Here is a 21,313-nt window from a genome sequence, read left to right as displayed (position 1 = left end):
GGCCACTTCCGCCCGGGAATTCAGCTGCACTAGACTGAATTTGTGCGAAGTCGACAGATATGGCGATCGTCCGGCCGGCTGGCCGATGGCCGGGAGATCATCTACTACGACGAATCCCCCGGCACGAACAGGGCCGATACCCCCGACCGGCGCCCCCTCGACGCCTTCTCCCCCACCGCGGAGCTGCGCCACGACCCCCTGCTCGACGAATGGGTGGCGCTGGCGGCGCACCGGCAGAACCGCACCCACCTGCCGCCCAGCGACCAGTGCCCGCTCGACCCCAGCACCGCCGACCGCCACACCGAGATCCCGGCGGCCGGCTACGACGTCGTGGTCTTCGAGAACCGCTTCCCCTCCCTGGCCCCCGGGGAGCCGCCCGCCGGCCCGGCCGACCCCGCGCTCACGCGGCGCCCCGGCGGCGGGCGGTGCGACGTCGTCTGCTTCACCGCCGACCACGGCGCCTCCTTCGCCGACCTCACCCCGCGCCGGGCCCGCACCGTGATCGAAGCGATCGCCGATCGCACCGCCGCGCTCGCCGCCCTGCCCGACGTCGCCCACGTCTACCCCTTCGAGAACCGCGGCGAGGAGATCGGCGTCACCCTGCACCACCCGCACGGCCAGATCTACGGCTACCCGTTCGTGCCCCCGCGCATCGCGCGCATGCTCGACTCCGCCCGCGCCCACCGCGCCCGCACCGGCACCGACCTCTTCGACGACGTCCTCGCCGCCGAGCGCGCGGCCGGGGTGCGCATCGTCGCCGAGACCGCCCACTGGACCGCCTACGTGCCCGCCGCCGCCCGCTGGCCCTACGAGGTGCGCCTGTTCCCCCGGCGCCGCGTCCCCTGGCTGCCCGGCCTCGACGACGACCAGCGCGCCGACCTCGCCGAGGTCCTCCTCGGGCTCCTGCGCGCCTTCGACACCCTCTTCCCCACCCCCGCCCCCTACATCGCCGCCTGGCACCAGGCACCGGTCGACCGCTCCGGGGCGCCCGACCCCGCCTTCGCCGCGCACCTCCAGCTGTTCACGCTCAGGCGCGCGCCCGGCAAGCTGAAGTACCTGGCCGGCTCGGAGTCCGGGATGGCCGCCTGGATCAACGACATCGCGCCCGAGGACGCCGCCCGCCGGCTGCGCGCCGCCTACCGGCCCGCCGCCGCGGTCGCCTCCGGCGCCGACGGAAGGAGCGACGCGTGAGGATCCTGGTCACCGGCGGCGCCGGCTACATCGGTTCGGTCGTGGCCGCCCGGCTGGTCGAGGCCGGGCACGGCGTCGTCGTGCTCGACGACCTCTCCACCGGGCACCGCGACGCCGTCCCCGAGGGCTGCACCTTCATCGAGGGCGGCATCCGCGAGCACGCCGCCGCAGCCCTGGCCACCGGCATCGACGCCGTCCTGCACTTCGCCGCCAAGTCCCTCGTCGCCGAGTCCGTCGCCCGCCCCGATCTGTACTGGGGCGGCAACACCGGGGCCTCCCTCGCCCTGCTCGAGGCGATGCGCGCCGCCGGGGTGGGCCGCATCGTGTTCTCCTCGACCGCCGCCGTCTACGGCGAGCCCGAATCCGTCCCCATCCGCGAGGACGCCCCCGTCCGCCCCACGAACCCCTACGGCGCCTCCAAGGCCGCGATCGACGCCGCTCTGGCCGAGCACGCCCGCATGCACGGCCTGGGCGCCGTGAGCCTGCGCTACTTCAACGTCGCCGGTGCCTACGGGGGGCGCGGCGAACGCCACACCACAGAGACCCACCTGGTGCCCATCGTCCTCCAGGTGGCAGCGGGCGAGCGCGGCCACGTCGCCGTCCACGGCACCGACTACCCCACCGCCGACGGCACCTGCGTGCGCGACTACATCCACGTCGCCGACCTCGCCGACGCCCACCTGCTCGCCCTGGAGAACTGCGCGCCCGGCGCACACCAGGTGTTCAACCTGGGCAACGGCGCCGGGTTCTCGGTGCGCGAGGTCATCGACGCCTGCCGCGAGGTCACCGGCCGCCCCATCCCCCACACCGACGCCGCCCGCCGCCCCGGCGACCCCGCCGTCCTGGTGGCCGCGAGCGATTTCGCCCGCTCCCGGCTCGGCTGGGCCCCCGCCCGCCCCGGCCTGCACGAGATCATCGCCGACGCCTGGGCCTTCCACACCACCTCCTCCGCCGAACCGGCCGCCGGAGCCGCACCGGCCTGACCCCCCGCCCGGTTGCCGGTGTGCCGCTGCGGCACGCCACCATGGCCACGGACGCGCTTCCTCCCCGGCCGGGCCGGGGTCCCTGAGCAAGGAGTCATCAGATGAGCCGGATCCGCCGCCTGCTCTCGCCCTTCCGGCGCCCCTCCGGCCCCGCGGCACCGGGGGCCGCCGCCCCCGAGGAGTGGGCGGTAAAGGACACCGTCGACGCCGGTGAGCTGGCCGCGGCGTTCGCGGCCGCCTACGGCGCGCCGCCCCTGGGCGTATGGCGGGCGCCGGGACGCGTCAACCTCATCGGCGAGCACACCGACTACAACGACGGCCTGGTGCTGCCCATGGCGCTGCCCTGGGGGGTGTCGCTGGCGCTGTCGCCGGCCGACGACGCCACCGTCGAGGTCCGCAGCGCCCAGCGCCCCGGCGAGACCGCCGTCTTCCGCACCGCCGACCTCGACCCCGCGCGCCCCGCCGTCACCGGCTGGGCCGGCTACGTCGCGGGCGTGTTCTGGGCCGCGCGCGACGCCGGCCACCTGCACCCCGACAGTGGGGCGCGCATCCTGCTCGACTCCGACCTGCCGGTGGGGGCGGCCCTGTCGTCGTCGGCCGCGCTGGAATCGGCCACCCTGGTGGCCCTGGTCGACGCGTTCGGCCTGACCGGCCTGGCGGGCGACCTCCCGGCCATGGTCCGCATCGCCCACCGCGCCGAGAACACCTTCGTCGGCGCACCCACCGGCATCCTCGACCAGAGCGCGTCGCTGCGCTGCAAGGAGGACCACGCGCTGTTCCTCGACTGCCGCACCGAGGGCGCCCGCAACGTCCCCCTGCGGCTGGCCGAGGCCGGCCTGCGCCTGCTCGTGATCGATACCCGCGTGCAGCACCGGCTCGCCGACCCCGACAGCGGCTACGCCGCCCGCCGCGCCGACTGCGAGCGCGCCGCCCAGCGGCTGGGCGTCGCCGCGCTGCGCGACGTCGAGGACCTCGCCGCCGCGCTGCGCGAACTGCGCGACCCCGTGCTGGTCAAGCGCGTCCAGCACGTGGTCACCGAGATCCACCGGGTCAACGCCGCCGTCGGCCTGCTGCGCGCGGGCGCCACCGCCCAGCTGGGGCCGGTGTTCACCGCCTCCCACCTGTCGCTGCGCGACCAGTTCGAGGTCTCCTGCCCCGAACTCGACACCGCTGTGGAGGCCTCGGTGCACGCGGGCGCCCGCGGCGCGCGCATGACCGGCGGCGGCTTCGGCGGCAGCGCCATCGCCCTGGTCCCCGAGGAGCGCGTCGACCGGGTCCGCACCGCGGTGACCGAGGCGTTCGCCGCCCGCGGCTGGCGGGCCCCGCACATCCGCGCCGCCACCGCCGCCCCCGGCGCCCGCCGCATCCGCTGAAGCGGCACACCGCCCACCAGGCCCCACCAGCCCGCCCCCGATAAGCCGCCCCGGACCGAGCCGCCACCGCCCACGCCACCCCGTCCGCACCGACCCCGCGCCCCGGGCGGCCGCCACGGCCACCGCCCGGCATCCGAATGGGCATCCGCCCCGTCCAGAAAGCCGGCACCCCCATGCACCCCTCCGGCATCCTGCACCTGAGCACCGACGAGGCCTGCATCGTCCTGGACGCGCGCGGGCCCGGCCTGCCCGCCGTCGCGCACTGGGGCGCACCGCTGGGCGACCTCGACGGCACGGCCGCCGACGCGCTGCTGCGCGCCACCGCCCCACCGCAGGTCGGCAACGCCCCCGACACCTGGACACCGCCCGGGCTGGTGCCCGACCCCGGCACCGGCTACAGCGGGCGCCCCGGGCTGCGCGGGCACCGCTCCGGCACCGACTGGGCGGCGTCGTTCACCCTCGACGGCCCCCGCACCCACGACACCGCCTCGGCCGCCTACCGCGCCACCGATGCCTCCGCCGCGCTCACCCTCACCGGCGAACTGCACCTGGACCCCTCCGGCCTGCTCCGGCTGCGCCACACCCTGCGCAACGACGGCGACACCCCCTACGTCCTCGACGGCCTGGAGGCGGCCCTGCCCGTCCCCCGGCGCGCCGCCGAGCTCCTGGACTTCACCGGCCGCTGGTCCCGGGAGCGCCACCCCCAGCGCCACCCGTTCCCCACCGGGGCGTGGGTGCGCGAGAGCCGCCGCGGCCGCACCGGACACGACGCCACCATCGGCCTGCTCGCCGGAACCCCCGGGTTCGGCTTCCGCAGCGGCGAGGTGTGGGGCGTGCACACCGCCTGGAGCGGCGGCCACGTCACCTACGCCGAGCGCCTGCCCGAGGGCGGCGCCGCGCTGGGCGGCGGCGAACTCCTCCTGCCCGGAGAGGTGATCCTCGCCCCCGGCGACACCTACACCACCCCCTGGATCCACGCCGCCTACAGCGCGCGCGGCCTCGACGGCATCGCCGCCGCCTTCCACCGCCGCCTGCGCGCCCGCCCCGGCCACCCCGGCCCCGGCCGGCCGCGCCCGGTCGTCCTCAACACCTGGGAGGCCGTCTACTTCGACCACGACCCCGGCCGGCTCCTCGGCCTCGCCCGCACCGCCGCCCGCATCGGCGTGGAGCGGTTCGTGCTCGACGACGGCTGGTTCCGCGGCCGCCGCGACGACACCGCCGGGCTCGGCGACTGGCACGTCGACCCCGACGTGTGGCCGCAGGGGCTGCACCCCCTCGTCGACGGCGTGCGCGGCCTGGGCATGGAGTTCGGGCTGTGGGTCGAACCCGAGATGGCCAACCCCGACTCCGCCCTGTACCGCGCCCACCCCGGCTGGGTCCTGCGCCGCCCCGACGGCGCACTGCCCGTGCCCTGGCGCCACCAGCAGGTGCTCGACCTCGCCCACCCCGGCGCCTACGCCCACATCCTGTCCCGGCTCGACGCCCTGCTGGGCGAGTACGCCATCGGCTACCTCAAGTGGGACCACAACCGCGACCTCATCGAGGCCGGCCACCAAGGACGCGCCGGCGTCCACGCCCAGACCACCGCGGTCTACCGGCTGCTGGACGAGCTGCGGGCGCGCCACCCGCGGGTCGAGATCGAGAGCTGCTCCTCCGGCGGCGGCCGCGTGGACCTGGAGATCCTGGAGCGCACCGACCGCGTCTGGGCCAGCGACTGCATCGACCCCCTCGAACGCCAGACCGTGCAACTGTGGACCGGGCTGTTCCTGCCGCCGGAGCTCATCGGCGCCCACGTCGGCGCCGCGCGCTCGCACACCACCGGGCGCACCCACGACCTGTCCTTCCGCGTCGCGACGGCGCTCTTCGGCCACTTCGGCATCGAATGGGACATCACCCGGGTCCCGCCCGAGGAACTGGAGCGGCTGGCGGGCGCCATCGCCCTCTACAAGGAGCTCCGGCCCCTGCTGCACAGCGGCGACGCCGTCCACGCCGACCTGACCGACGCCTCGGACGTCCTGCACGGCACGGTGGCCGCCGACCGCTCCGAGGCGGTGTTCTGCCTGGCCCGTCTCGCCTCGGCCGAACCCGCCGCACCCGACCCGATCCCACTGCCGGGACTCGACCCCGCGCGCGACTACGAGGTCACCCTCCTCGACCCGGCCGGGCCCCCGCCCCCGCACCCCGCCGCCCCGTGGAGCACGGAGGGCCCGATACGCGTTCCGGGGCGGGTGCTCACGGCGGTGGGTCTGCGCTTCCCCGCCCTCCACCCCGAACAGGCGTGCCTGGTGCGGGTGCGGACGGTCTGCTGAGCGTCCCTACAGGCTGGCGATGTCAGTGAGGAATGCTTGCCACTCCGCGTGGGAGAACGCAAGCGGCGGCTGCCCCGGCGTCTTGGAGTCGCGCACGGCGTGGAGGGTCGGAGTGTCCGCGACTTCCACGCAGTTGCCCGACCCCCCGCTGTAGGACGATCTACGGAACTCCAGGGTGCTCAATGTGCGAGACCTTCCTTGATGCTGGTCAGGAGAGCCAGGCTGTCAGGGGTGTTGAGCGCGGCTTTGCGCAGGTGTTCGAAAACGCGCCGGTAGTGCTGCATATCCGACGGCGAATCAAGGAAGAGGGTCGCCGTCGGCCCTTCGACGTACACCGTCGCCAACCCCGCGTCTTCCACGTCGATGACCGTGAAACCTGCCATTTCCATGGCGCTGTGGCTACCGGCAGCGAAAGGGAGCACTTGCAAAGTGACGCGTTCCGACTTGTCGCTCAAGTCTAGAAGGTGCTGAACCTGGGCACCCATGACGGCGGGCCCTCCGACCCGCTGACGAACAGCTGCCTCGCCGATGATCGCCCATACGTGGGGCGTTCCACGTTCCATCCAGGCCGCTTGCCGACGCATGCGCACCTGGACCAGGTCATCCACCTCAGCCGCACTGACGCGGTCGGGGGCGCGGACGGCGCGAATCACCGCGCGGGCATAGTCCTCCGTCTGGAACAGTCCAGGGACGATCTGCGCCTCAAAGCTTGAAAACTCGCGCGCGGCCTCTTCCAGTCCGATGAACGTGCCATAGTGCTTTTCGACGTCGTGGCCCTGCCACCACCCGGGAGTCTTGGCCACCTCGCGCAGTTCCATGATCCGGGCCGTCTCCTCCGGCCCGGTCTCGTAGTGCGCAAGGAGCCGTTCCAGGCTGTGGACGCCGGGAACCTGCCCGTCCGCTTTTCCTGACTCCCACCGCGAGAGCGACGACGGCTGCGTCTGCGCCGCCTTCACCACCGCGGTGAACCCCCGATCGCCACGTAGCCGCCTCAGCTCCCGGGCCAGGATCCAGCGCGCCACCGTAGGCCCGGTCGGCGATGCCTTGTCAGTCATGGACGCCAGCGTGGCCAAACTCCCCCCGAACGAGCCCGTCGCCATCCGCGAGAAATGGGACGCCCACGTCCGCGAAACCCTCGCCCGGATGACCGAACCCGAACTCCGGAACTACCTCTGCGAACACCCCGTGTACGGCAACACCGGCTTCCAGACCTGATCTCGTCGTTCACCCTCGGCCCGTGGCCAGAGCACCCTCCGGTCACGGGCCTCGTCGAACACCCCCTCACAGGCCCACAACGCCCCTGGCGCCGTCGCGGTGAGCGGTACCGATCAGGGTGCCCACCAGCTCGGGATCGGGCGCCGCCACGACGCGCACGTCCACGTCAACGAACCCGTGGCCGCGCAGGATCGCCGTCCACTCCTCGGGCTCGTAGGCCCACCGGTACATCCACACCCGTCGGCCCTTGAAGCCCTGCGCGTACATCCCCTGCGCCCCGTAGGAGCCGGGTACCGGCGGGGCATGGGAGAACACCAGCCGGCCGCCGGGCTCCAGCCGGTCGAGGACCAGCGGGAGAAGCTGTTCGGGGTCGGTGAACCAGGCGGCGGCCCAGATCGAGTAGATCGCATCCCACCTGCGCCCGGCCGTGGCCGCCGCGGCCAGGTAGTCGACCACGTCGGCCTCGACGAACTCGGCGCCGGGCAGGTCCCCCCACCGCTGATGCGCCTTCTCGCACTGCGCCGGTGACACGTCGACCCCGGTTGCCGCGATCCCCTTGGTGGCCAGGGCGGCGACCGCGTTGCCGCGCCCCGAACCCAACTCCAGGGCGGTGGCCGGGTCACCGAGGAGTTCGTCACCGGGGCCGTGCCCGTCGTACTGGCACCAGCCGAACGCCGTCTTCAGTGCCTCCTCGGGGGTGGCCTCGGCGACGCCGGAGGCATAGCGGTCCCAGTAGCCCGCCGGGTCGGTAGCGGTGGTCGTGGTGCTCATACGCGAATGGGCCTCCGCGGTCGTCGGGGCGGGAGCGAACACGCTACTCTCCGACGCCCGACGCCGCGGGCCAACACACGAACGGGTGGAGCACACGCGAGACTGTGGCCATGGCGACCAGAAACGTGACCATCCAACTCGATGAGGAACTCGTCCGCGAGGCGAAGATCCTGGCAGCTGAGGAAGGCACCTCCGTCAGCGCCATGGTGGCGCGGAATCTGAGGGACCGGATCGCGGCCCGGAGCCGACGCAACCAGGCGATGCTCGCAGCGCTGGAGTCCATGAACGAGGCCGCCGGCTCGGGGCGCCAGGCGCCTCACTGGACCCGCGGGGAGCTGTACGACCGGTGACCGACGCACTCTCCGTGCCGTCGAGACGGCACTCGGGGCGGGAGCCGTGAGGCTGCTCTCCGAAGACCTACAGCACGGCCAAAGGTTCGGCGGCCTTCTCATCGAGAATCCGTTGCTCGATACGTGATCCTGCTGCCCGACCGGCGGCCTGATCGGTGGCGGTCGGATCCGGCCGGGCGGCCGCGCGGGTATGGCCTAGAATCGGTGGCCCGCCGCCCCGGCCGGGTCCGCCCGGTGCCGTGGCCCTCTCCTCCGCCGTCCGGCCCCTTCCGGCAATGACGAAACCCGGTCCCCACGTGCGATTCCCGATGAAGACGGCCGCCGCGAGCGCGGCCCTGGCCGCGGCCCTCACCACGGCCGCCGTCCTGGCGGCCCCCGCATCCGCCGCCTCATACAACGACGTCTGCGGCTCCGGGTACGGGGTCGTCAACTCCGCCGACCTGCCCGGCGGGGCCGGCACGGTCTTTCTCACCTACAACGCCGCCAACGGCCGCAACTGCGCGGTCAACGTCCGCGCCGATGCGGGCGAACGGCTGCCGATGGACGTCCAGCTGGCGCGCTCCGACGACCCCGACTCCGCCGCCCTGGACACCGGCGACTTCACCGAGTACGCGGGCCCGGTCTACCTGGAGGCCCGGGGACAGTGCGTGACCTGGAGCGGCATCACCGGCACCGGGCAGGCGGGCAAGGCCGGCACCAACTGCGGGTGACCTGGATCACCCTCTGGCGCCCGTCCTGGTCACGCCACTTCTGAACCGAACTACCATGTGCCGAGTCTTACCGGACGAAAGCCTCGACATGGGGGACCGACAGATGGGCGACCGAAGAGATGGCTGACGGGCCGAGCAGGCGAGACCGAAGCGGGAACGACGCCGACCGCACCGCGGTGTTCCGCCGCGGGGGCGACGGCGGCGCCGACGAGATCGAGCGCATGTACCGGCCCCGCGAGTACGGACAGCGCTCGGCCGGCGGGCCGGAACGACGATCCCCGTCCGGGGGCGGGACGCCCCGGCCCCCGCGCGGGCGCGAATTCGACGGCACCGGGCGCGCGCGCCGCGAGCGCGAGCACCGCCGCCGTCGCCGCCGCTCGACGTTGTCCACCGTCCTGGTCGTGCTGCTCGTCGTGCTCATCGTGGTCCCGGCGGCGTTCTACTTCTGGGCCGACTCCCGGCTCGTGCGGCTCGACGCCCTGCCCGAGGCGCGCCCCGCCGACCAGCCGGGCACGACCTACATGATCGTGGGCTCCGACAGCCGCGAGGGCCTCAGCGACGACGACCTGAACAACCTGCGCACCGGCCAGGCCGAGGGCAAGCGCACCGACACCATCATGGTGCTGTACGTGCCCGAGGAGGAGGGCGCCCGGCCCTCCATCATCAGCGTCCCGCGCGACTCCTACGTCCCCATCCCCGGGATCGGCGAGAACAAGATCAACGCCGCGTTCTCCGAGGACCTGGGCGGCGGCCCCGACACCCTGGTGCAGGCGTTCGAGGACGCCAGCGGGGTGCGCATCGACCACTACGTCGAGATCGGCTTCGCGGGGTTCGTCGACATCGTCGACGCCGTGGGCGGCGTGGAGATGTGCCCGGAGGAGGCGATGGAGGACCCCAAGGCGGGGCTGGACATCGAGGCGGGCTGCCAGCAGATGGACGGGCAGACCGCGCTGGGCTACGTGCGCACGCGCGCCACGATCCGCGCCGACCTCGACCGCATCCAGCGCCAGCGCGAGTTCTTCAGCGCGCTGATCGAGCAGTCCACCGCCACCGAGACCCTGGTCAACCCGTTCAAGTCGGTGCCGCTGGTCACCGAGGGCACGGAGACCTTCATGGTCGGCCAGGACGACCACCTCAGCGACCTCGCCGGCCTGGCGCTGGCCATGCGCGAGGATCCGGTGACCACCTCGGTGCCCGTGGGCTCCACGCCCACGCTGCCCGATGCCGGGTCGGTGGTGCTGTGGGACGAGGCGCTGTCGGAGGAGATGTTCTCGGCCATGCGGGAGGGCCGCGAGATCCCGGAGTCGGCGCTCCAGGACTGATCCGCGCGGCCGCGGTGCGCGTCCCCGGCGGGGCGCGCACCGCGGCCGGCGGGAGAAGAGCACACGGGAAAAGAGAAAGGGCCCGTCGCCGAAGCGACGGGCCCTTCCCTTGACGTTCCGCACCGCGCGCGCCTACCCCCCAGCGGGCGCGTGGCCGGCACGTCGGTCTGCGATGGCCTCGTCTGAGACGGGGCCGCGACCACGGACCATCGGGCATGCCGACGGGCCGATGGTCCCAATATAGGGCAATGTTCGCGAACTGCGCGAATCGCACAGGGGTGGCGTTCGACGCACCACCCCGGAACGTTCACCGTCCGTGTCGACGTGATTCATTCTCGCACCCCGTGCGCCCGCGCGGGCGAAAACCGGGAATCCCATGACCGGAATCCGCGGAGCCCCGCCGGCCGTCCCGGGGCCCACGCAAGGGGCCGCCCCGCCGCGGTGCGGCGGGGCGGCCCGGGTCGTGCAGGCGCGCGATCGCTGAGGATCAGGCGAGGCGCTTCTGGAGGTTCTCGTCCAGCGCGGCCAGGAACTGCTCGGTGGTCAGCCACTCCTGGTCGGCCCCCACCAGCAGCGCGAGGTCCTTGGTCATCTGGCCGCCCTCGACGGTCTTGATGACGACGTCCTCCAGCGCGGTGGCGAACCCGGTCACCGCCGGGGTGCCGTCGAGCTTGCCGCGGTGCTCCAGGCCGCGTGTCCAGGCGAAGATGGACGCGATCGGGTTGGTGGAGGTGGGCTTGCCCTGCTGGTGCTGGCGGTAGTGGCGGGTGACCGTGCCGTGGGCGGCCTCGGCCTCGACCGTGCGGCCGTCGGCGGTGCGCAGCACCGAGGTCATCAGGCCCAGCGACCCGAAGCCCTGCGCGACGGTGTCGGACTGCACGTCACCGTCGTAGTTCTTGGTGGCCCAGACGTAGCCGCCCTCCCACTTGAGCGCCGCGGCGACCATGTCGTCGATCAGCCGGTGCTCGTAGGTGATGCCGGCGGCGTCGAACCGCTCCTTGAACTCGGTCTCGAAGATCTCGGCGAACACGTCCTTGAACATGCCGTCGTAGGCCTTGAGGATGGTGTTCTTGGTCGACAGGTACACGGGGTACCCGCGGTCGAGGCCGTAGTTCAGGCTGGCGCGCGCGAAGTCCTCGATGGACCTGCGGTAGTTGTACATGCCCATGGCGATGCCGCCGCCCTCGGGGAAGTTGGCGACCTCCATCTCGATGGGCTCGCCGCCGTCCTCGGGCGTGTAGGTGATGGTCACCGTGCCGGGGCCGGGCACCTTGAAGTCGCTGGCCCGGTACTGGTCGCCGTGGGCGTGGCGGCCGATGATGATGGGCTTGGTCCAGCCCGGGACCAGCCGGGGGACGTTCTCACAGATGATCGGCTCGCGGAAGACGACGCCGCCGAGGATGTTGCGGATGGTGCCGTTGGGCGAGCGCCACATCTTCTTGAGGCCGAACTCCTCGACCCGGGCCTCGTCGGGGGTGATGGTCGCGCACTTGACGCCGACCCCGAACTCCTTGATCGCGTTCGCGGCGTCGACCGTGATCTGGTCGTCGGTGCGGTCGCGCTCCTCCATGCCGAGGTCGTAGTACTTCAGGTCGACGTCCAGGTACGGCAGGATCAGCCGCTCCTTGATGAACGACCAGATGATGCGGGTCATCTCGTCGCCGTCGAGCTCGACTACGGGGTTCTCAACCTTGATCTTGGCCATGGCTGCGTGGCTGTCCCTTCATTGCGGTTGGCCGTCGTGTGACGGGAGGCCCGGCCCGGACGCAGCGGGTCGCACCGGGGTTCACACGGCGCGACGCCGGCGTGCGGCCCACGCCGTGCCTCGTGAGACGGCCGCAAAGCCGTGGACCGCGCCGGCACCGGGTCTGCACGCCTGCACAGCGGCCCCACCGGCCTGTCAGCGGCTCCGTCGATCGAACATATGCGGTATCTCGATATCAAGCTTATTAGACGCCTACGCCGACAGCTGCGGCGCTACCCATGCAAGCACGATCAGGGCGAAGGCCAGGCCGGTGACGGTGGCGATGTCGATCCAGCGGCTGCGCACGGCCAGCATGCCGATCTTCTCGGGGGGCAGCAGCCACCGGAACGCCGCGGCCAGCAGCAGGGCGCCGGCGATCAGCGCCGGGCCGCGCTTGAAGTAGGCGGCGGCCACGACGACGATCCCCGCCGCCATGGTCGCCAGCACCAGGAAGTAGGGGACCTGGGAGAGCCATCCGGGCGCTTCGCCGCCGGGGCCGGGTGCCGGACCGTTGCCGGGCCGCCCGTCCTCGGGCGCGGCCGCCGGATCGGGCTCCTCCTGGGGTGAGTGTGCCTCGGGTGCTACCGCTTCCTCCACCGCTTTTTGGCCCACCGTAAACCTCACGCTCGCACGCACGTATCCGGGAAACGGCTCCCGCGGACCGGACCGGCCCTCGCGCGGACCGACCACGGACGGCGGTGCCGCGACCCGGATCACGGCGCGCGTGAAACCGACGGCGGAGCAGCCTTCGTCCGATTACCCATCGTCACTGGCCACAGCGGGACCCATTGTAATGAGACCGCGGCGCTCGCGCCTCACGCCCCACCGTATCGGCCGCGGGCACCGCTCTGTCGCGTCTGACCCTATTCCCGGGAAATACCGTAAACGTGCTGAGATACCTGTCTAACTCGGCAGTAAGAGCGTAGAACGACCGGAGCCCGGGTAACCAGTGAGGAGACGAGTGCCACGGTGAGCGAGGACAGCCCCCCATGAATCCCACTCAACCAGCGATACCCGACCCATCCGTCTCCACAGCAAGGCGCGCTGCCACGCCCCATCGTGCACTCCCTCACAGGCCGCGCCCCACACTGGGAGGAACAACCGTGGACGGGCCCTATATGCGGGTCGAGGAAAGCGGGGACGTACAGCAGCTCAAGACAGAGGTCACCACCGTCGGACGAGGCGAAGGAGCCGATATCCACCTCAGCGACCCCAGCGTCTCCCAGCTCCACGCCGAGCTGGTGCGCCGCGGGCCGTACGTCTACGTGGTCGACCTCGGCCTCTCACGCAACGGCACCAGGGTCAACGGCCGCCCCATCGCACGCCGGGTCCTCGAAGAAGGCGACGTCGTCAGCTTCGGGAGCGCGCGCTGCAAGATCGGCGGCCTGCCCCGGGAAGAGCTCAACCCTGACGTGGAACTGCGCAGGGGAGCCGCTCCCGAACTCACCCGGAGGGAGCTCGACGTCCTCACGTCGCTCTGCCGCCCCGCTCTCTCCGACGAAGCCTTCGTCTCCCCGGCCACCGCCCGGGAGATCGCCGAAGACCTGGTCGTGACCGAGGCCGCTGTGAAACAGCACCTGCTCCGCCTCTACCAGAAGTTCCGAATCCCCGAGGGCCCCAACCGCCGTACGCGGCTCGCCAACGAGGTGGTCGCCCTCGGCCTGGTACGCCCCATGCCCGTGCTGGACCGGGAACGCAAAGCCAGCTGACCCCCCGAACAAGGGGCCTCCTCCCGGAAGAGGCCCCTTGCCACTTCGCCGCCGCGCCGGAGCCCGCGCCCCGCCGGAGCCCGCGCCGCACCGCGCCGGGCGGCACACCGCGCAGGCCCGCCCGGCACCTCACCCGGCCTGGCGCTCCGCGGCCTCCACCACGTTGACCAGCAGCATCGCGCGGGTCATCGGCCCCACACCGCCCGGGTTGGGCGCCACGTGCCCGGCCACCTCGCGCACGTCCAGCGCCACATCCCCGACCAGGCCCTCCTCGGTCCGGGTGACGCCGACGTCCAGCACCGCCGCACCCGGCCGCACCATGTCCTTGGTGATCAGCCCCGGCACCCCGGCCCCCGCCACCACGATGTCGGCCCGGCGGGTGTGCTCGGCGAGGTCGCGCGTTCCGGTGTGGCACAGGGTCACGGTCGCGTTCTCGCTGCGGCGGGTCAGCAGCAGCCCCAGCGGGCGGCCCACGGTCACCCCGCGGCCCACCACCACGACCTCGGCGCCCTTCAGCGCGACCCCGTAGCGCGTCAGGAGCTCCACGATGCCGCGCGGCGTGCACGGCAGCGGGGCCTCCTCCATCAGCACCAGCTTGCCCAGGTTCTGCGGCTGGAGGCCGTCGGCGTCCTTGGCCGGGTCGATGAGGCCCAGCACCCGGTTCTCGTCCAGCCCCCGGGGCAGCGGGAGCTGCACGATGTAGCCCGTGCACGCCGGGTCGGCGTTGAGCTCGGCCACCGCGGCCTCGACATCGGCCTGGGTGGCCGAGGCCGGGAGGTCGCGGCGCAGGCTCGCGATACCGACCTCGGCGCAGTCGCGGTGCTTGCCCTTCACATAGGAGTGGCTGCCCGGGTCGTCGCCGACGAGCACCGTGCCCAGGCCGGGCACGACGCCCTTGGCCCGCAGCGCCGCCACGCGGTCGGCCAGCTCCGCCCGGATCGCCGCCGCGGTGGCCTTGCCGTCCAGGATCTGCGCGCTCATGTGTTGCGTCCCTTCCGTGCCGGGGAGAGATGTAAGGGTGTCGGGAACCGTCAGTGGAAGAAGTGCCGGGTCCCGGTGAAGTAGAGCGTGGCGCCCGCCCGCTCCGCCGCGGCGATGACCTCTTCGTCGCGCACCGAGCCGCCCGGCTGCACCACCGCGCGCACACCGGCGCCGGTGAGGACCTCCAGGCCGTCGGGGAACGGGAAGAACGCGTCGCTGGCCGCGACCGCGCCGCCCACCCGGTCGCCGGCCCGGGTGACCGCCAGGCGCGCGGAGTCGACCCGGTTGACCTGCCCCATGCCCACACCGACCGTCGCGCGGTCGGCGGCCAGCAGGATGGCGTTGGACTTCACCGCGCGCACCGCGCGCCAGGCGAACTCCAGGTCGGCCAGCGTGGCCGCATCGGCGGCGGCACCGGCGCGCAGCTCCCAGTTGGCCGGGTCGTCGCCGGGGGCGTCGACCGCGTCGGCGCTCTGGAGCAGCGTGCCCCCGCTGATCGCGCGCGCCTCAGGGCGCGCACCGCGGTCGGGCGGGGAGACCACCAGCAGCCGGATGTTCTTCTTGCGGGTGAGGATGTCGACCGCGCCGGCCTCGAACCCGGGCGCCACCAGCACCTCGGTGAACACGTCGGCGACCTGCTCGGCCATGGCCGCGCTGACGGGCCGGTTGGCGGCGATGACACCGCCGAACGCCGACACCGGGTCGCAGGCGTGCGCCTTGGCGTGGGCCTCGGCGATGTCGCCGCCGACGGCGATCCCGCAGGGGTTGGCGTGCTTGATGATGGCCACGCACGGATCGGCGAAGTCGTAGGCCGCGCGCAGCGCGGAATCGCCGTCGACGTAGTTGTTGTAGGACATCTCCTTGCCGTGCAGCTGCTCCGCGCCGGCCAGGCCCGGCCCGGCCGGGTCGTCGGTGCGGTACAGGGCGGCCTTCTGGTGCGGGTTCTCGCCGTAGCGCAGCGTCGCGGCCCGCCGGTAGGCCGTGGCGTGGAACGCCGGCCAGCCGGTCTCGGCGGCGACGTCGTCGGGCGCGTAGGACGAGGCGAACCAGCCGGCCACCGCCGCGTCGTAGGCCGCGGTGTGCGCGAACGCCTGGGCCGCCAGGCGCTTGCGCTGCTCCAGTGCGAAGCCGCCGCCGCGGGCGGCCTCGATCACGTCGTCATAGCGGGCGGGGTCCACGACAACCGCGACGCTGCCGTGGTTCTTGGCGGCGGAGCGCACCATGGCGGGGCCGCCGATGTCGATCTTCTCGATGCACTCCTCGGGGGAGGCGCCCGAGGCGACGGTGTCGGCGAAGGGGTAGAGGTTCACCACGACCAGGTCGAACGGCGCGATGCCGAGCTCCTCCAGGGTCGCCCGGTGGTCCTCCTTGGTGCGGTCGGCCAGGATTCCGGCGTGCACGGCGGGGTGCAGGGTCTTGACCCGTCCCTCCAGGCACTCGGGGAAGCCGGTGACCTCCTCGACGGGGGTCACGGGCACGTCGACCGCCGCCAGGCGGGCCGCGGTCGAGCCGGTGGACACGATCTCCACCCCGGCCTCCGCCAAGCCGTATCCGAGCTCCTCCAGCCCGGTCTTGTCGTACACGCTGATCAGCGCACGCCGAATGGGCTGCTGGCTCACCGGTTCTCCTCTGCAACATTGCCGGTTGATGGGGTCGGCCCGGGCTCGGCCGAGCCCAGCCGCACGTGACGGTCCTCCAGGGTCCAGCCCTCGCGGGCCAGCCGGCCCACGACGCCGACCAGCATGCTCCGCTCGACCGCCTTGATGCGCTCGTGCAGGGAGTGCACGTCGTCGCCGGGCTCCACCCGGACGGTCACCTGCTCGATGACCGGCCCGGTGTCGACGCCCTCGTCGACGAAGTGCACGGTGGCGCCGGTGACCTTCACCCCGTAGGCCAGCGCATCGCGGACGGCGTGCGCGCCGGGGAAGGCCGGCAGCAGGGCGGGGTGGATGTTGATCACCGGGTAGCGGCCCAGGACCTCGGGGCCCAGGATCCGCATGAACCCGGCCGAGACGACCAGGTCGGGCCGGTGCTCGGCGATCCGCTCGGCCAGCGCGGTGTTCCACCGGGCGCGGTCGGCGTAATCGGAGAAAGGGGTGACGAAGGTCGGGGTCCCGGCCTGCTGCGCCACGACGATGCCCTTCGCGCTGGCACGGTCGGCCCCGACGGCGACGATGCTCGCGCCGTAGTCCGGGTCTGCCGCGGCGTCGAGCAGGGCGGCCATGTTGCTGCCCGTGCCCGAGATGAGAACGACTACTCGCGCCGACAGTGTGCTTCCTCCTCATGGGAAAACCAGCGGGAACAGCGCGTTCCCGTCAGCCCCGGGGGCGCGAGCGGGCGCGCGGCATCCGGGCCGGGTGTGCCTGTGGGCGGGCCGTCGACGGCCCCCGGAACGGGACCGGGCGAGGACACCTCGGCCCGTCCGCGTGGCCAGCCTATCTCGCCAGGTAGCGTCTACTCGAAGAGACCCGTGTCGCGGGCCCGCGGGGGCACCGCTAGGGTCGCCGTTCGATCCGCTTCCGCCGACAGGCACTTTCCCCGAGGAGCCCTTGTGACCATCGAGCCGCCGGAGCCGCGCACCGACGGGCAGCAGCCCACCGTGGAACGAGGCGGACTGTGGGGGCTCTTCTTCGCCGCCGCCGGGCTCCTGCTGCCCCCGTTCGGCGTCGTGCTGTCGGTCCTGGGGATCTTCCAGGGGCACCGGGCCCGCAAGGCCGCCAAGCAGGCCAAGGGCGTGGCGCCCGGGGCGCTGCTGAGCCAGGTCCTCGGGTGGATCGGCGTGGCCGTCTCGATCCTCGCGCTCATCGGCTACGCGGTCTTCTGGCAGGAGTACACCGAATACCGCGCGTGCACGGCCCGCGCCCACACCGAGAGCTCCCAGCAGGCGTGCGACCTCGCCCTGCGCGAGGGCATCGCCGAACGCGCCGGGGTCCCCGTCGAGAGCGTCCCCCAGATCACCGCGGGGGGCTGAGCCGGGGGTCCGGGACCCGGCCCGCCTCGGCCGTGAGAACGGCCACAGCCGCCTTCGCCCCCCGTCAGGCCGGCCCCGGGCCCGCTGCGCGGGACGCACGGGCCGGTGCGCGCTACCGCGCCGCCGCGGTCGCGCGGGAGCCGGAGCCGTGGTTCACCCGGCGGGGCGTCGCGCTCTTCCGGAGCGACGGCGGACGCGGGGCCGGGGGGGGATTGCCCGGGCCGCGGCCGCGCGGGAGCCCTGGCCGGTCTCACCCGGCAGGGGCGTCGCGCTCCTGCGGGGCATCGGCGCCCGCCGGGTCGGGCACATCCGGCCCGGCCTCGTAGGTGATGCCGTACAGCTCCTCGGCGTCGTCCTCATCCTCGGCCGCCCCGGCCCTGCGCCTGCCGGGCCACCGCAGCGCCGCGGGCAGCCGCAGGCCCCGGCGCGCGGGGCGCGGACCCGCCTCCTCCGGCTCTCCGCCCTCCGCCACCGGAACGGGGTCCGGGTCCGGCTCGGGCCGCGCAACGGGCCGCCGCGCCGGCCGGGCGGGTGCGGGCGCAACGGGGGCGGGGACGGGCACAACGGGGCCGGTCCGCCTCGCTCGGGGGCCGTCCGCCGCGGCGGGGCGGATCGGACGGACCACCGCGGCCTCCGGTGCCGCCGCGGGCGGCCGGTACCCCGTCTCGCCGTCCACGCCGTCGCCGCCGGCCGCGTCGTCATCGGGACCCGCGCCCTCCTCGGCCCCGGTCGCACGGAAGTGCCGCCAGTTGGCCACCCACGCCGAGATCGCCGCGGTGACCCCCACCTCCAGCGCCGTGATCAGCCCGACCTGCCACGCCGACGGCCCCACCGTCGCCAGCCGGTCGGCCCCCAGCGGCCCGCCGGCCAGGATCGACAGAGCCGCGCACACCAGTCCGGTGGTCACCCCGCACACGAACCCCCACAGCGGCGCCGCCTCGCTGACCACGGTCGGCGCGCTGCGCTGGGTCAGCACGCCGGCCACGCCCCCGGCGACGAACGGGGCCGCCAGCGCGATGATCGACAGCGCGGGCGCGGGCCCGTTCTCCGGCAGCGCGGCCAGCATCGGGAACAGCGGCAGCGGACCCACCGCCACCCCGGTGGGCGCCACCATCGTGCCCGCCCCCACCGCGAAGCCGGGGCCGACCGCGTAGGCGACACCGAAGACGACCGCGTTGGGCACGTAGACCAACTGCATGATGAGCAGCAGCGCGCCCCCGATGATCCCCGGCTCCAGCTCGCGGGTGGTCGCCACCGCCTCGTCGAACCCGGCGATGAGCGACGCGCAGAACAGCACGGCGCCGGTCAGCAGCAGGAGGCCGGTGGCGCTGGCCGTGCCCACCAGCAGCGAACGGGGGCGGTCGGGCATCAGCCGCAGCAGCCGGCGCCGCGGGATGCCCTTGTCCTTGAGGAGCTGGACCAGGGCGCCCAGCCCGCCCGCCAGGAACGCCAGGACGAACCCGGCGATCAGCGCCTGCACCATGCTCGGCCGGATCACCTCGGTCTGGCCGATCAGCGCCAGGGTGCCCGCGATGGCCGCGTAGGGGCCGGCGATCGCCAGGGCGGCCCGGAACACGTGGCGCAGCCGGGGCAGCTCACAGCTGCGCGCCAGCCAGCGCCCGGCCCGGTACAGCAGCAGGCCGGGCAGGACCACCAGGCCCAGCGGGAGCATGGTGACCCGGCCGCCGGGGATGGCGAACCCGACGTTGTGCCCGACCAGCCAGCCCTGGACCGCGGTGCGGAAGACGTCGAGGAAGTCCTCGCCGAAGGCGCCGTGCGGCGCTGCCACCCACCCCACAACGGTCAGGGTCATGATCACGACCAGCCCGACCCCGGCCGCCCAGGCGGCGGCGATCCCCCCGGCGGTGTAGAGCGGACGCGGCTGATCGCCATCGGCGGGCGGGGGCGGCACCGGCGGCCCGCCGCCGCGCCCGGGACGCCGGCCCTCCCCCGCACGGCGGTCGCGGGGACCGGCGTCGGACCGCTCGGGGGGCCGTCCGCGGCCGTTGGGCCGCGACCGGCCGGACTGCGCGGCGGGGCCGCCTTTCGGGGAAGGCTGTGGGGAAGGCTGTGCGGGCGCGCTCACCCCGCCCATGCTGCCAGCCTTATGACCGTCTCGCGGGGCTTTGCTCCAGGCGTGTCGGAGTGTCGCGCTTCCCCTCCGGCGGCCCGCGATGCTAACGCGGTCGCCCCCACATCCCGGGAGGCCGCCCAGGTCCGGCGGGTTCACCGTCCGCCCGGCCCTCACCTTCGGTCTGACCGGCCGCCCACGGATCGATTCCGCGGGCGCCTATCCAGGCGACAGGGGGCGGCGGGGGTTCCGGCCGACAAGAGTCAGTAGCCGATGCCGATCGTGCGGCCCATGGTGGTGGGGGACTCGGCGGCGCGGAGCATTTCGGCGGCCAGGTCCGCACGGGAGATGACGTAGCCGCCGGGGACGTTGGCGTCGGCGGCGGTCCGGTAGTGGCCGGTCGCCGGGCCGTCGGTGAGCTGCGGCGGCCGGAAGATCGTCCAGTCCAGCCCGCTGGCGCGCACCTCGTGCTCCATGGCGGCGAGGTCGGCGTAGTTCCGCCGCAGGACGGCGCGCAGGACCTGCTTGACGGTGGCCCGGTAGAGCAGGCGCTCGCCCGCGCCGCCGTGCTGGACCGGGGCCGCGCTGACCACCAGGAGGCGGCGCGCCGCACCGCCGCGCATGGCCTTGATCATGTTGGCCACGGCAGGTGCGCAGACCGCGGGGGTCGCGCGTGAGGCGCCCCCGAGCGCCGAGGCCACGACCCGGGCGCCGCGGATGGCGTCGGCGACCTCGCCGGGGTCGGCCACATCGGCGGTCACGACGGTCAGCCGCTCATGGTCGACCTCGAGCCGCGCGGGGTCGCGCACCACTGCGGTGACGTCCTGCCCGCGAGCGAGGGCCTGGTCGACGAGCGCACGCCCGGTCCCCCCGCTCGCGCCGAAGACCACCAGCGTGCCGCCCATGTCGCTCCGCCTTCCCGATGCGACGCCGCGTCCGGTCGGACCCTGCCTGGTCTGCGGTCGCGGTGGGCGCCGCCTGCGGAGGTGCGTCGGTGAACATGGTAGGTGAGATCCCCCGAAAACACCGTCCATGGGGCGCCACGGCGGGTCAGGCGCCGGGGGCGGCGGTCCCCGGAGACGCCGACGGCCCGGTCCGCCACCGGTGGATCGGTGGCGGACCGGGCCGGGGTCGCGCGGTGGCCGGTGCCATCCCGGGTCGTGCGGCACCTCGGGACGGCGGCCGGCCGGTCGTTCAGGCGGCTGTGGCCGCCTGAACAGGCCGGATCCGGTTCGGACCGGCCGGGTCGGACCGGGTGCGGGTCAGAACAGGGCGCGGGCGAGTTGGGCGGTTTCGGTGGGGGTCTTGCCGACCTTCACCCCGGCCGCCTCCAACGCGTCCTTCTTCGCCGCCGCCGTACCCGCCGAACCCGACACGATCGCGCCCGCGTGGCCCATCGTCTTGCCCTCGGGAGCCGTGAACCCGGCCACATACCCCACCACGGGCTTGGTCACGTGCTCGCGGATGTAATCGGCCGCCCGCTCCTCGGCGTCGCCGCCGATCTCGCCGATCATCACGATCGCATCCGTGCCCGGGTCGGCCTCGAACGCGGCCAGGGCATCGATGTGGGTGGTCCCGATGACCGGGTCGCCGCCGATGCCCACCGCGGTGGA

Annotated in this window: 20 protein-coding genes and 1 pseudogene; 10 read left to right on the top strand and 11 right to left on the bottom strand. The window is 73.7% G+C overall.

Annotated features, from left to right (window positions below; all coding sequences use genetic code 11):
* Positions 1-57: 57 nt before the first annotated feature.
* The 4 genes from galT to ACFOVU_RS13865 all read left to right on the top strand — a co-directional run bounded on the left by galT (position 58) and on the right by ACFOVU_RS13865 (position 5,856).
* Positions 58-1,191: a galactose-1-phosphate uridylyltransferase gene (gene galT / locus ACFOVU_RS13880; protein WP_378534040.1), complete on the top strand. Its 1,134-nt coding sequence runs from the start codon at positions 58-60 to the stop codon at positions 1,189-1,191.
* Positions 1,188-2,174 (top strand): UDP-glucose 4-epimerase GalE, encoded by a 987-nt coding sequence (gene galE / locus ACFOVU_RS13875; RefSeq protein WP_378533613.1) that lies wholly within the window; start codon positions 1,188-1,190, stop codon positions 2,172-2,174. The genes galT and galE overlap by 4 nt, the downstream gene beginning before the upstream one ends.
* A gap of 101 nt (positions 2,175-2,275) precedes the next feature.
* Positions 2,276-3,547: a galactokinase gene (gene galK, locus ACFOVU_RS13870; protein WP_378533611.1), complete on the top strand. Its 1,272-nt coding sequence runs from the start codon at positions 2,276-2,278 to the stop codon at positions 3,545-3,547.
* Positions 3,548-3,684: 137 nt separating this feature from the next.
* Positions 3,685-5,856 (top strand): alpha-galactosidase, encoded by a 2,172-nt coding sequence (locus tag ACFOVU_RS13865; RefSeq protein ID WP_378533609.1) that lies wholly within the window; start codon positions 3,685-3,687, stop codon positions 5,854-5,856.
* 6 nt (positions 5,857-5,862) lie between these two features.
* Here the strand turns inward: ACFOVU_RS13865 and ACFOVU_RS13860 are convergent, their stop codons facing one another.
* Positions 5,863-6,039 (bottom strand): DUF397 domain-containing protein, encoded by a 177-nt coding sequence (locus tag ACFOVU_RS13860; protein ID WP_378533607.1) that lies wholly within the window; start codon positions 6,037-6,039, stop codon positions 5,863-5,865.
* Positions 6,036-6,911 (bottom strand): helix-turn-helix domain-containing protein, encoded by an 876-nt coding sequence (locus ACFOVU_RS13855; RefSeq protein ID WP_378533605.1) that lies wholly within the window; start codon positions 6,909-6,911, stop codon positions 6,036-6,038. The genes ACFOVU_RS13860 and ACFOVU_RS13855 overlap by 4 nt, the downstream gene beginning before the upstream one ends.
* Between ACFOVU_RS13855 and ACFOVU_RS13850 the strand changes: the two genes are divergently transcribed.
* Complete coding sequence (locus ACFOVU_RS13850; RefSeq protein WP_378533603.1) at positions 6,910-7,071, top strand: hypothetical protein; 162 nt, start codon at positions 6,910-6,912, stop codon at positions 7,069-7,071. The two genes, ACFOVU_RS13855 and ACFOVU_RS13850, sit on opposite strands and share 2 nt — an antisense overlap.
* A gap of 66 nt (positions 7,072-7,137) precedes the next feature.
* On the opposite strand, the gene ACFOVU_RS13845 is transcribed toward ACFOVU_RS13850, so the two are convergent.
* Positions 7,138-7,842, bottom strand: a complete 705-nt coding sequence (locus tag ACFOVU_RS13845; RefSeq protein WP_378533601.1) for a class I SAM-dependent methyltransferase — start codon at positions 7,840-7,842, stop codon at positions 7,138-7,140.
* A 110-nt stretch (positions 7,843-7,952) separates the two neighbouring features.
* Between ACFOVU_RS13845 and ACFOVU_RS13840 the strand changes: the two genes are divergently transcribed.
* The 3 genes from ACFOVU_RS13840 (at position 7,953) to ACFOVU_RS13830 (ending at position 10,224) form a co-directional block, all read left to right on the top strand.
* Positions 7,953-8,192 carry a DUF6364 family protein gene (locus ACFOVU_RS13840; RefSeq protein WP_378533599.1) on the top strand — a complete coding sequence of 80 codons (240 nt, stop codon included), beginning with the start codon at positions 7,953-7,955 and terminating at the stop codon, positions 8,190-8,192.
* 275 nt (positions 8,193-8,467) lie between these two features.
* A complete protein-coding gene (locus tag ACFOVU_RS13835) occupies positions 8,468-8,902 on the top strand; it encodes a spore-associated protein A (protein WP_378533597.1) in 435 nt (144 codons plus the stop codon).
* Positions 8,903-9,021: 119 nt separating this feature from the next.
* On the top strand, positions 9,022-10,224 hold the full coding sequence (locus ACFOVU_RS13830; protein WP_378533595.1) for an LCP family protein: 1,203 nt from the start codon (positions 9,022-9,024) through the stop codon (positions 10,222-10,224).
* A 487-nt stretch (positions 10,225-10,711) separates the two neighbouring features.
* Here ACFOVU_RS13830 and ACFOVU_RS13825 read toward each other — a convergent pair whose 3' ends face one another.
* Positions 10,712-11,929 (bottom strand): NADP-dependent isocitrate dehydrogenase, encoded by a 1,218-nt coding sequence (locus tag ACFOVU_RS13825; RefSeq protein ID WP_378533593.1) that lies wholly within the window; start codon positions 11,927-11,929, stop codon positions 10,712-10,714.
* A gap of 252 nt (positions 11,930-12,181) precedes the next feature.
* A complete protein-coding gene (locus ACFOVU_RS13820) occupies positions 12,182-12,565 on the bottom strand; it encodes a DUF3017 domain-containing protein (protein ID WP_378533591.1) in 384 nt (127 codons plus the stop codon).
* A gap of 506 nt (positions 12,566-13,071) precedes the next feature.
* Here ACFOVU_RS13820 and ACFOVU_RS13815 point away from each other — a divergent pair.
* The gene (locus tag ACFOVU_RS13815; protein WP_378533589.1) at positions 13,072-13,677 is read left to right on the top strand and encodes an FHA domain-containing protein; all 606 of its coding nucleotides are present in this window, start codon (positions 13,072-13,074) and stop codon (positions 13,675-13,677) included.
* A 129-nt stretch (positions 13,678-13,806) separates the two neighbouring features.
* Here ACFOVU_RS13815 and ACFOVU_RS13810 read toward each other — a convergent pair whose 3' ends face one another.
* The 3 genes from ACFOVU_RS13810 to purN are packed head-to-tail and all read right to left on the bottom strand — an operon-like array spanning position 13,807 to position 16,927.
* Positions 13,807-14,658: a bifunctional methylenetetrahydrofolate dehydrogenase/methenyltetrahydrofolate cyclohydrolase gene (locus tag ACFOVU_RS13810; protein WP_378533587.1), complete on the bottom strand. Its 852-nt coding sequence runs from the start codon at positions 14,656-14,658 to the stop codon at positions 13,807-13,809.
* Positions 14,659-14,708: 50 nt separating this feature from the next.
* Entirely contained in the window at positions 14,709-16,277 is a 1,569-nt protein-coding gene (purH, locus tag ACFOVU_RS13805; protein ID WP_378533585.1) for a bifunctional phosphoribosylaminoimidazolecarboxamide formyltransferase/IMP cyclohydrolase, read from the bottom strand.
* Positions 16,274-16,927 carry a phosphoribosylglycinamide formyltransferase gene (purN, locus tag ACFOVU_RS13800; protein ID WP_378534038.1) on the bottom strand — a complete coding sequence of 218 codons (654 nt, stop codon included), beginning with the start codon at positions 16,925-16,927 and terminating at the stop codon, positions 16,274-16,276. Before purN ends, purH begins: the two co-directional genes overlap by 4 nt.
* Positions 16,928-17,209: 282 nt before the next feature.
* On the opposite strand from purN, the gene ACFOVU_RS13795 reads away from it, so the two are divergent.
* Positions 17,210-17,629 (top strand): DUF4190 domain-containing protein, encoded by a 420-nt coding sequence (locus ACFOVU_RS13795; protein WP_378533583.1) that lies wholly within the window; start codon positions 17,210-17,212, stop codon positions 17,627-17,629.
* Positions 17,630-17,879: 250 nt separating this feature from the next.
* Here ACFOVU_RS13795 and ACFOVU_RS13790 read toward each other — a convergent pair whose 3' ends face one another.
* The 3 genes and pseudogenes from ACFOVU_RS13790 to ACFOVU_RS13780 form a co-directional block, all read right to left on the bottom strand.
* On the bottom strand, positions 17,880-19,541 hold the full coding sequence (locus tag ACFOVU_RS13790) for a cell division protein PerM (RefSeq protein WP_449289735.1): 1,662 nt from the start codon (positions 19,539-19,541) through the stop codon (positions 17,880-17,882).
* A gap of 422 nt (positions 19,542-19,963) precedes the next feature.
* Positions 19,964-20,605, bottom strand: coding sequence for an NAD(P)-dependent oxidoreductase (locus ACFOVU_RS13785; RefSeq protein ID WP_378533581.1), 642 nt, complete (start codon positions 20,603-20,605; stop codon positions 19,964-19,966).
* Between the two features lie 357 nt (positions 20,606-20,962).
* Positions 20,963-21,313: pseudogene (locus ACFOVU_RS13780) on the bottom strand (succinate--CoA ligase subunit alpha); the annotation flags it as partial.

It is taken from the genome of Nocardiopsis sediminis, assembly GCF_042650565.1.
Taxonomy (GTDB): Bacteria; Actinomycetota; Actinomycetes; order Streptosporangiales; family Streptosporangiaceae; genus Nocardiopsis_B; species Nocardiopsis_B sediminis.
This window is presented reverse-complemented; position numbering and strand designations above follow the sequence as displayed.

Bases quoted from the DNA above. Each gene is read 5' to 3' on its own strand.
- galK (WP_378533611.1), top strand. From the start codon at position 2,276: ATGAGCCGGATCCGCCGCCTGCTCTCGCCCTTCCGGCGCCCCTCCGGC.
- ACFOVU_RS13865 (WP_378533609.1), top strand. From the start codon at position 3,685: ATGGGCATCCGCCCCGTCCAGAAAGCCGGCACCCCCATGCACCCCTCC.
- ACFOVU_RS13850 (WP_378533603.1), top strand. From the start codon at position 6,910: ATGGACGCCAGCGTGGCCAAACTCCCCCCGAACGAGCCCGTCGCCATC.
- ACFOVU_RS13855 (WP_378533605.1), bottom strand. From the start codon at position 6,911: ATGACTGACAAGGCATCGCCGACCGGGCCTACGGTGGCGCGCTGGATC.
- ACFOVU_RS13845 (WP_378533601.1), bottom strand. From the start codon at position 7,842: ATGAGCACCACGACCACCGCTACCGACCCGGCGGGCTACTGGGACCGC.
- ACFOVU_RS13840 (WP_378533599.1), top strand. From the start codon at position 7,953: ATGGCGACCAGAAACGTGACCATCCAACTCGATGAGGAACTCGTCCGC.
- ACFOVU_RS13835 (WP_378533597.1), top strand. From the start codon at position 8,468: ATGACGAAACCCGGTCCCCACGTGCGATTCCCGATGAAGACGGCCGCC.
- ACFOVU_RS13830 (WP_378533595.1), top strand. From the start codon at position 9,022: ATGGCTGACGGGCCGAGCAGGCGAGACCGAAGCGGGAACGACGCCGAC.
- ACFOVU_RS13825 (WP_378533593.1), bottom strand. From the start codon at position 11,929: ATGGCCAAGATCAAGGTTGAGAACCCCGTAGTCGAGCTCGACGGCGAC.
- ACFOVU_RS13810 (WP_378533587.1), bottom strand. From the start codon at position 14,658: ATGAGCGCGCAGATCCTGGACGGCAAGGCCACCGCGGCGGCGATCCGG.
- ACFOVU_RS13785 (WP_378533581.1), bottom strand. From the start codon at position 20,605: ATGGGCGGCACGCTGGTGGTCTTCGGCGCGAGCGGGGGGACCGGGCGT.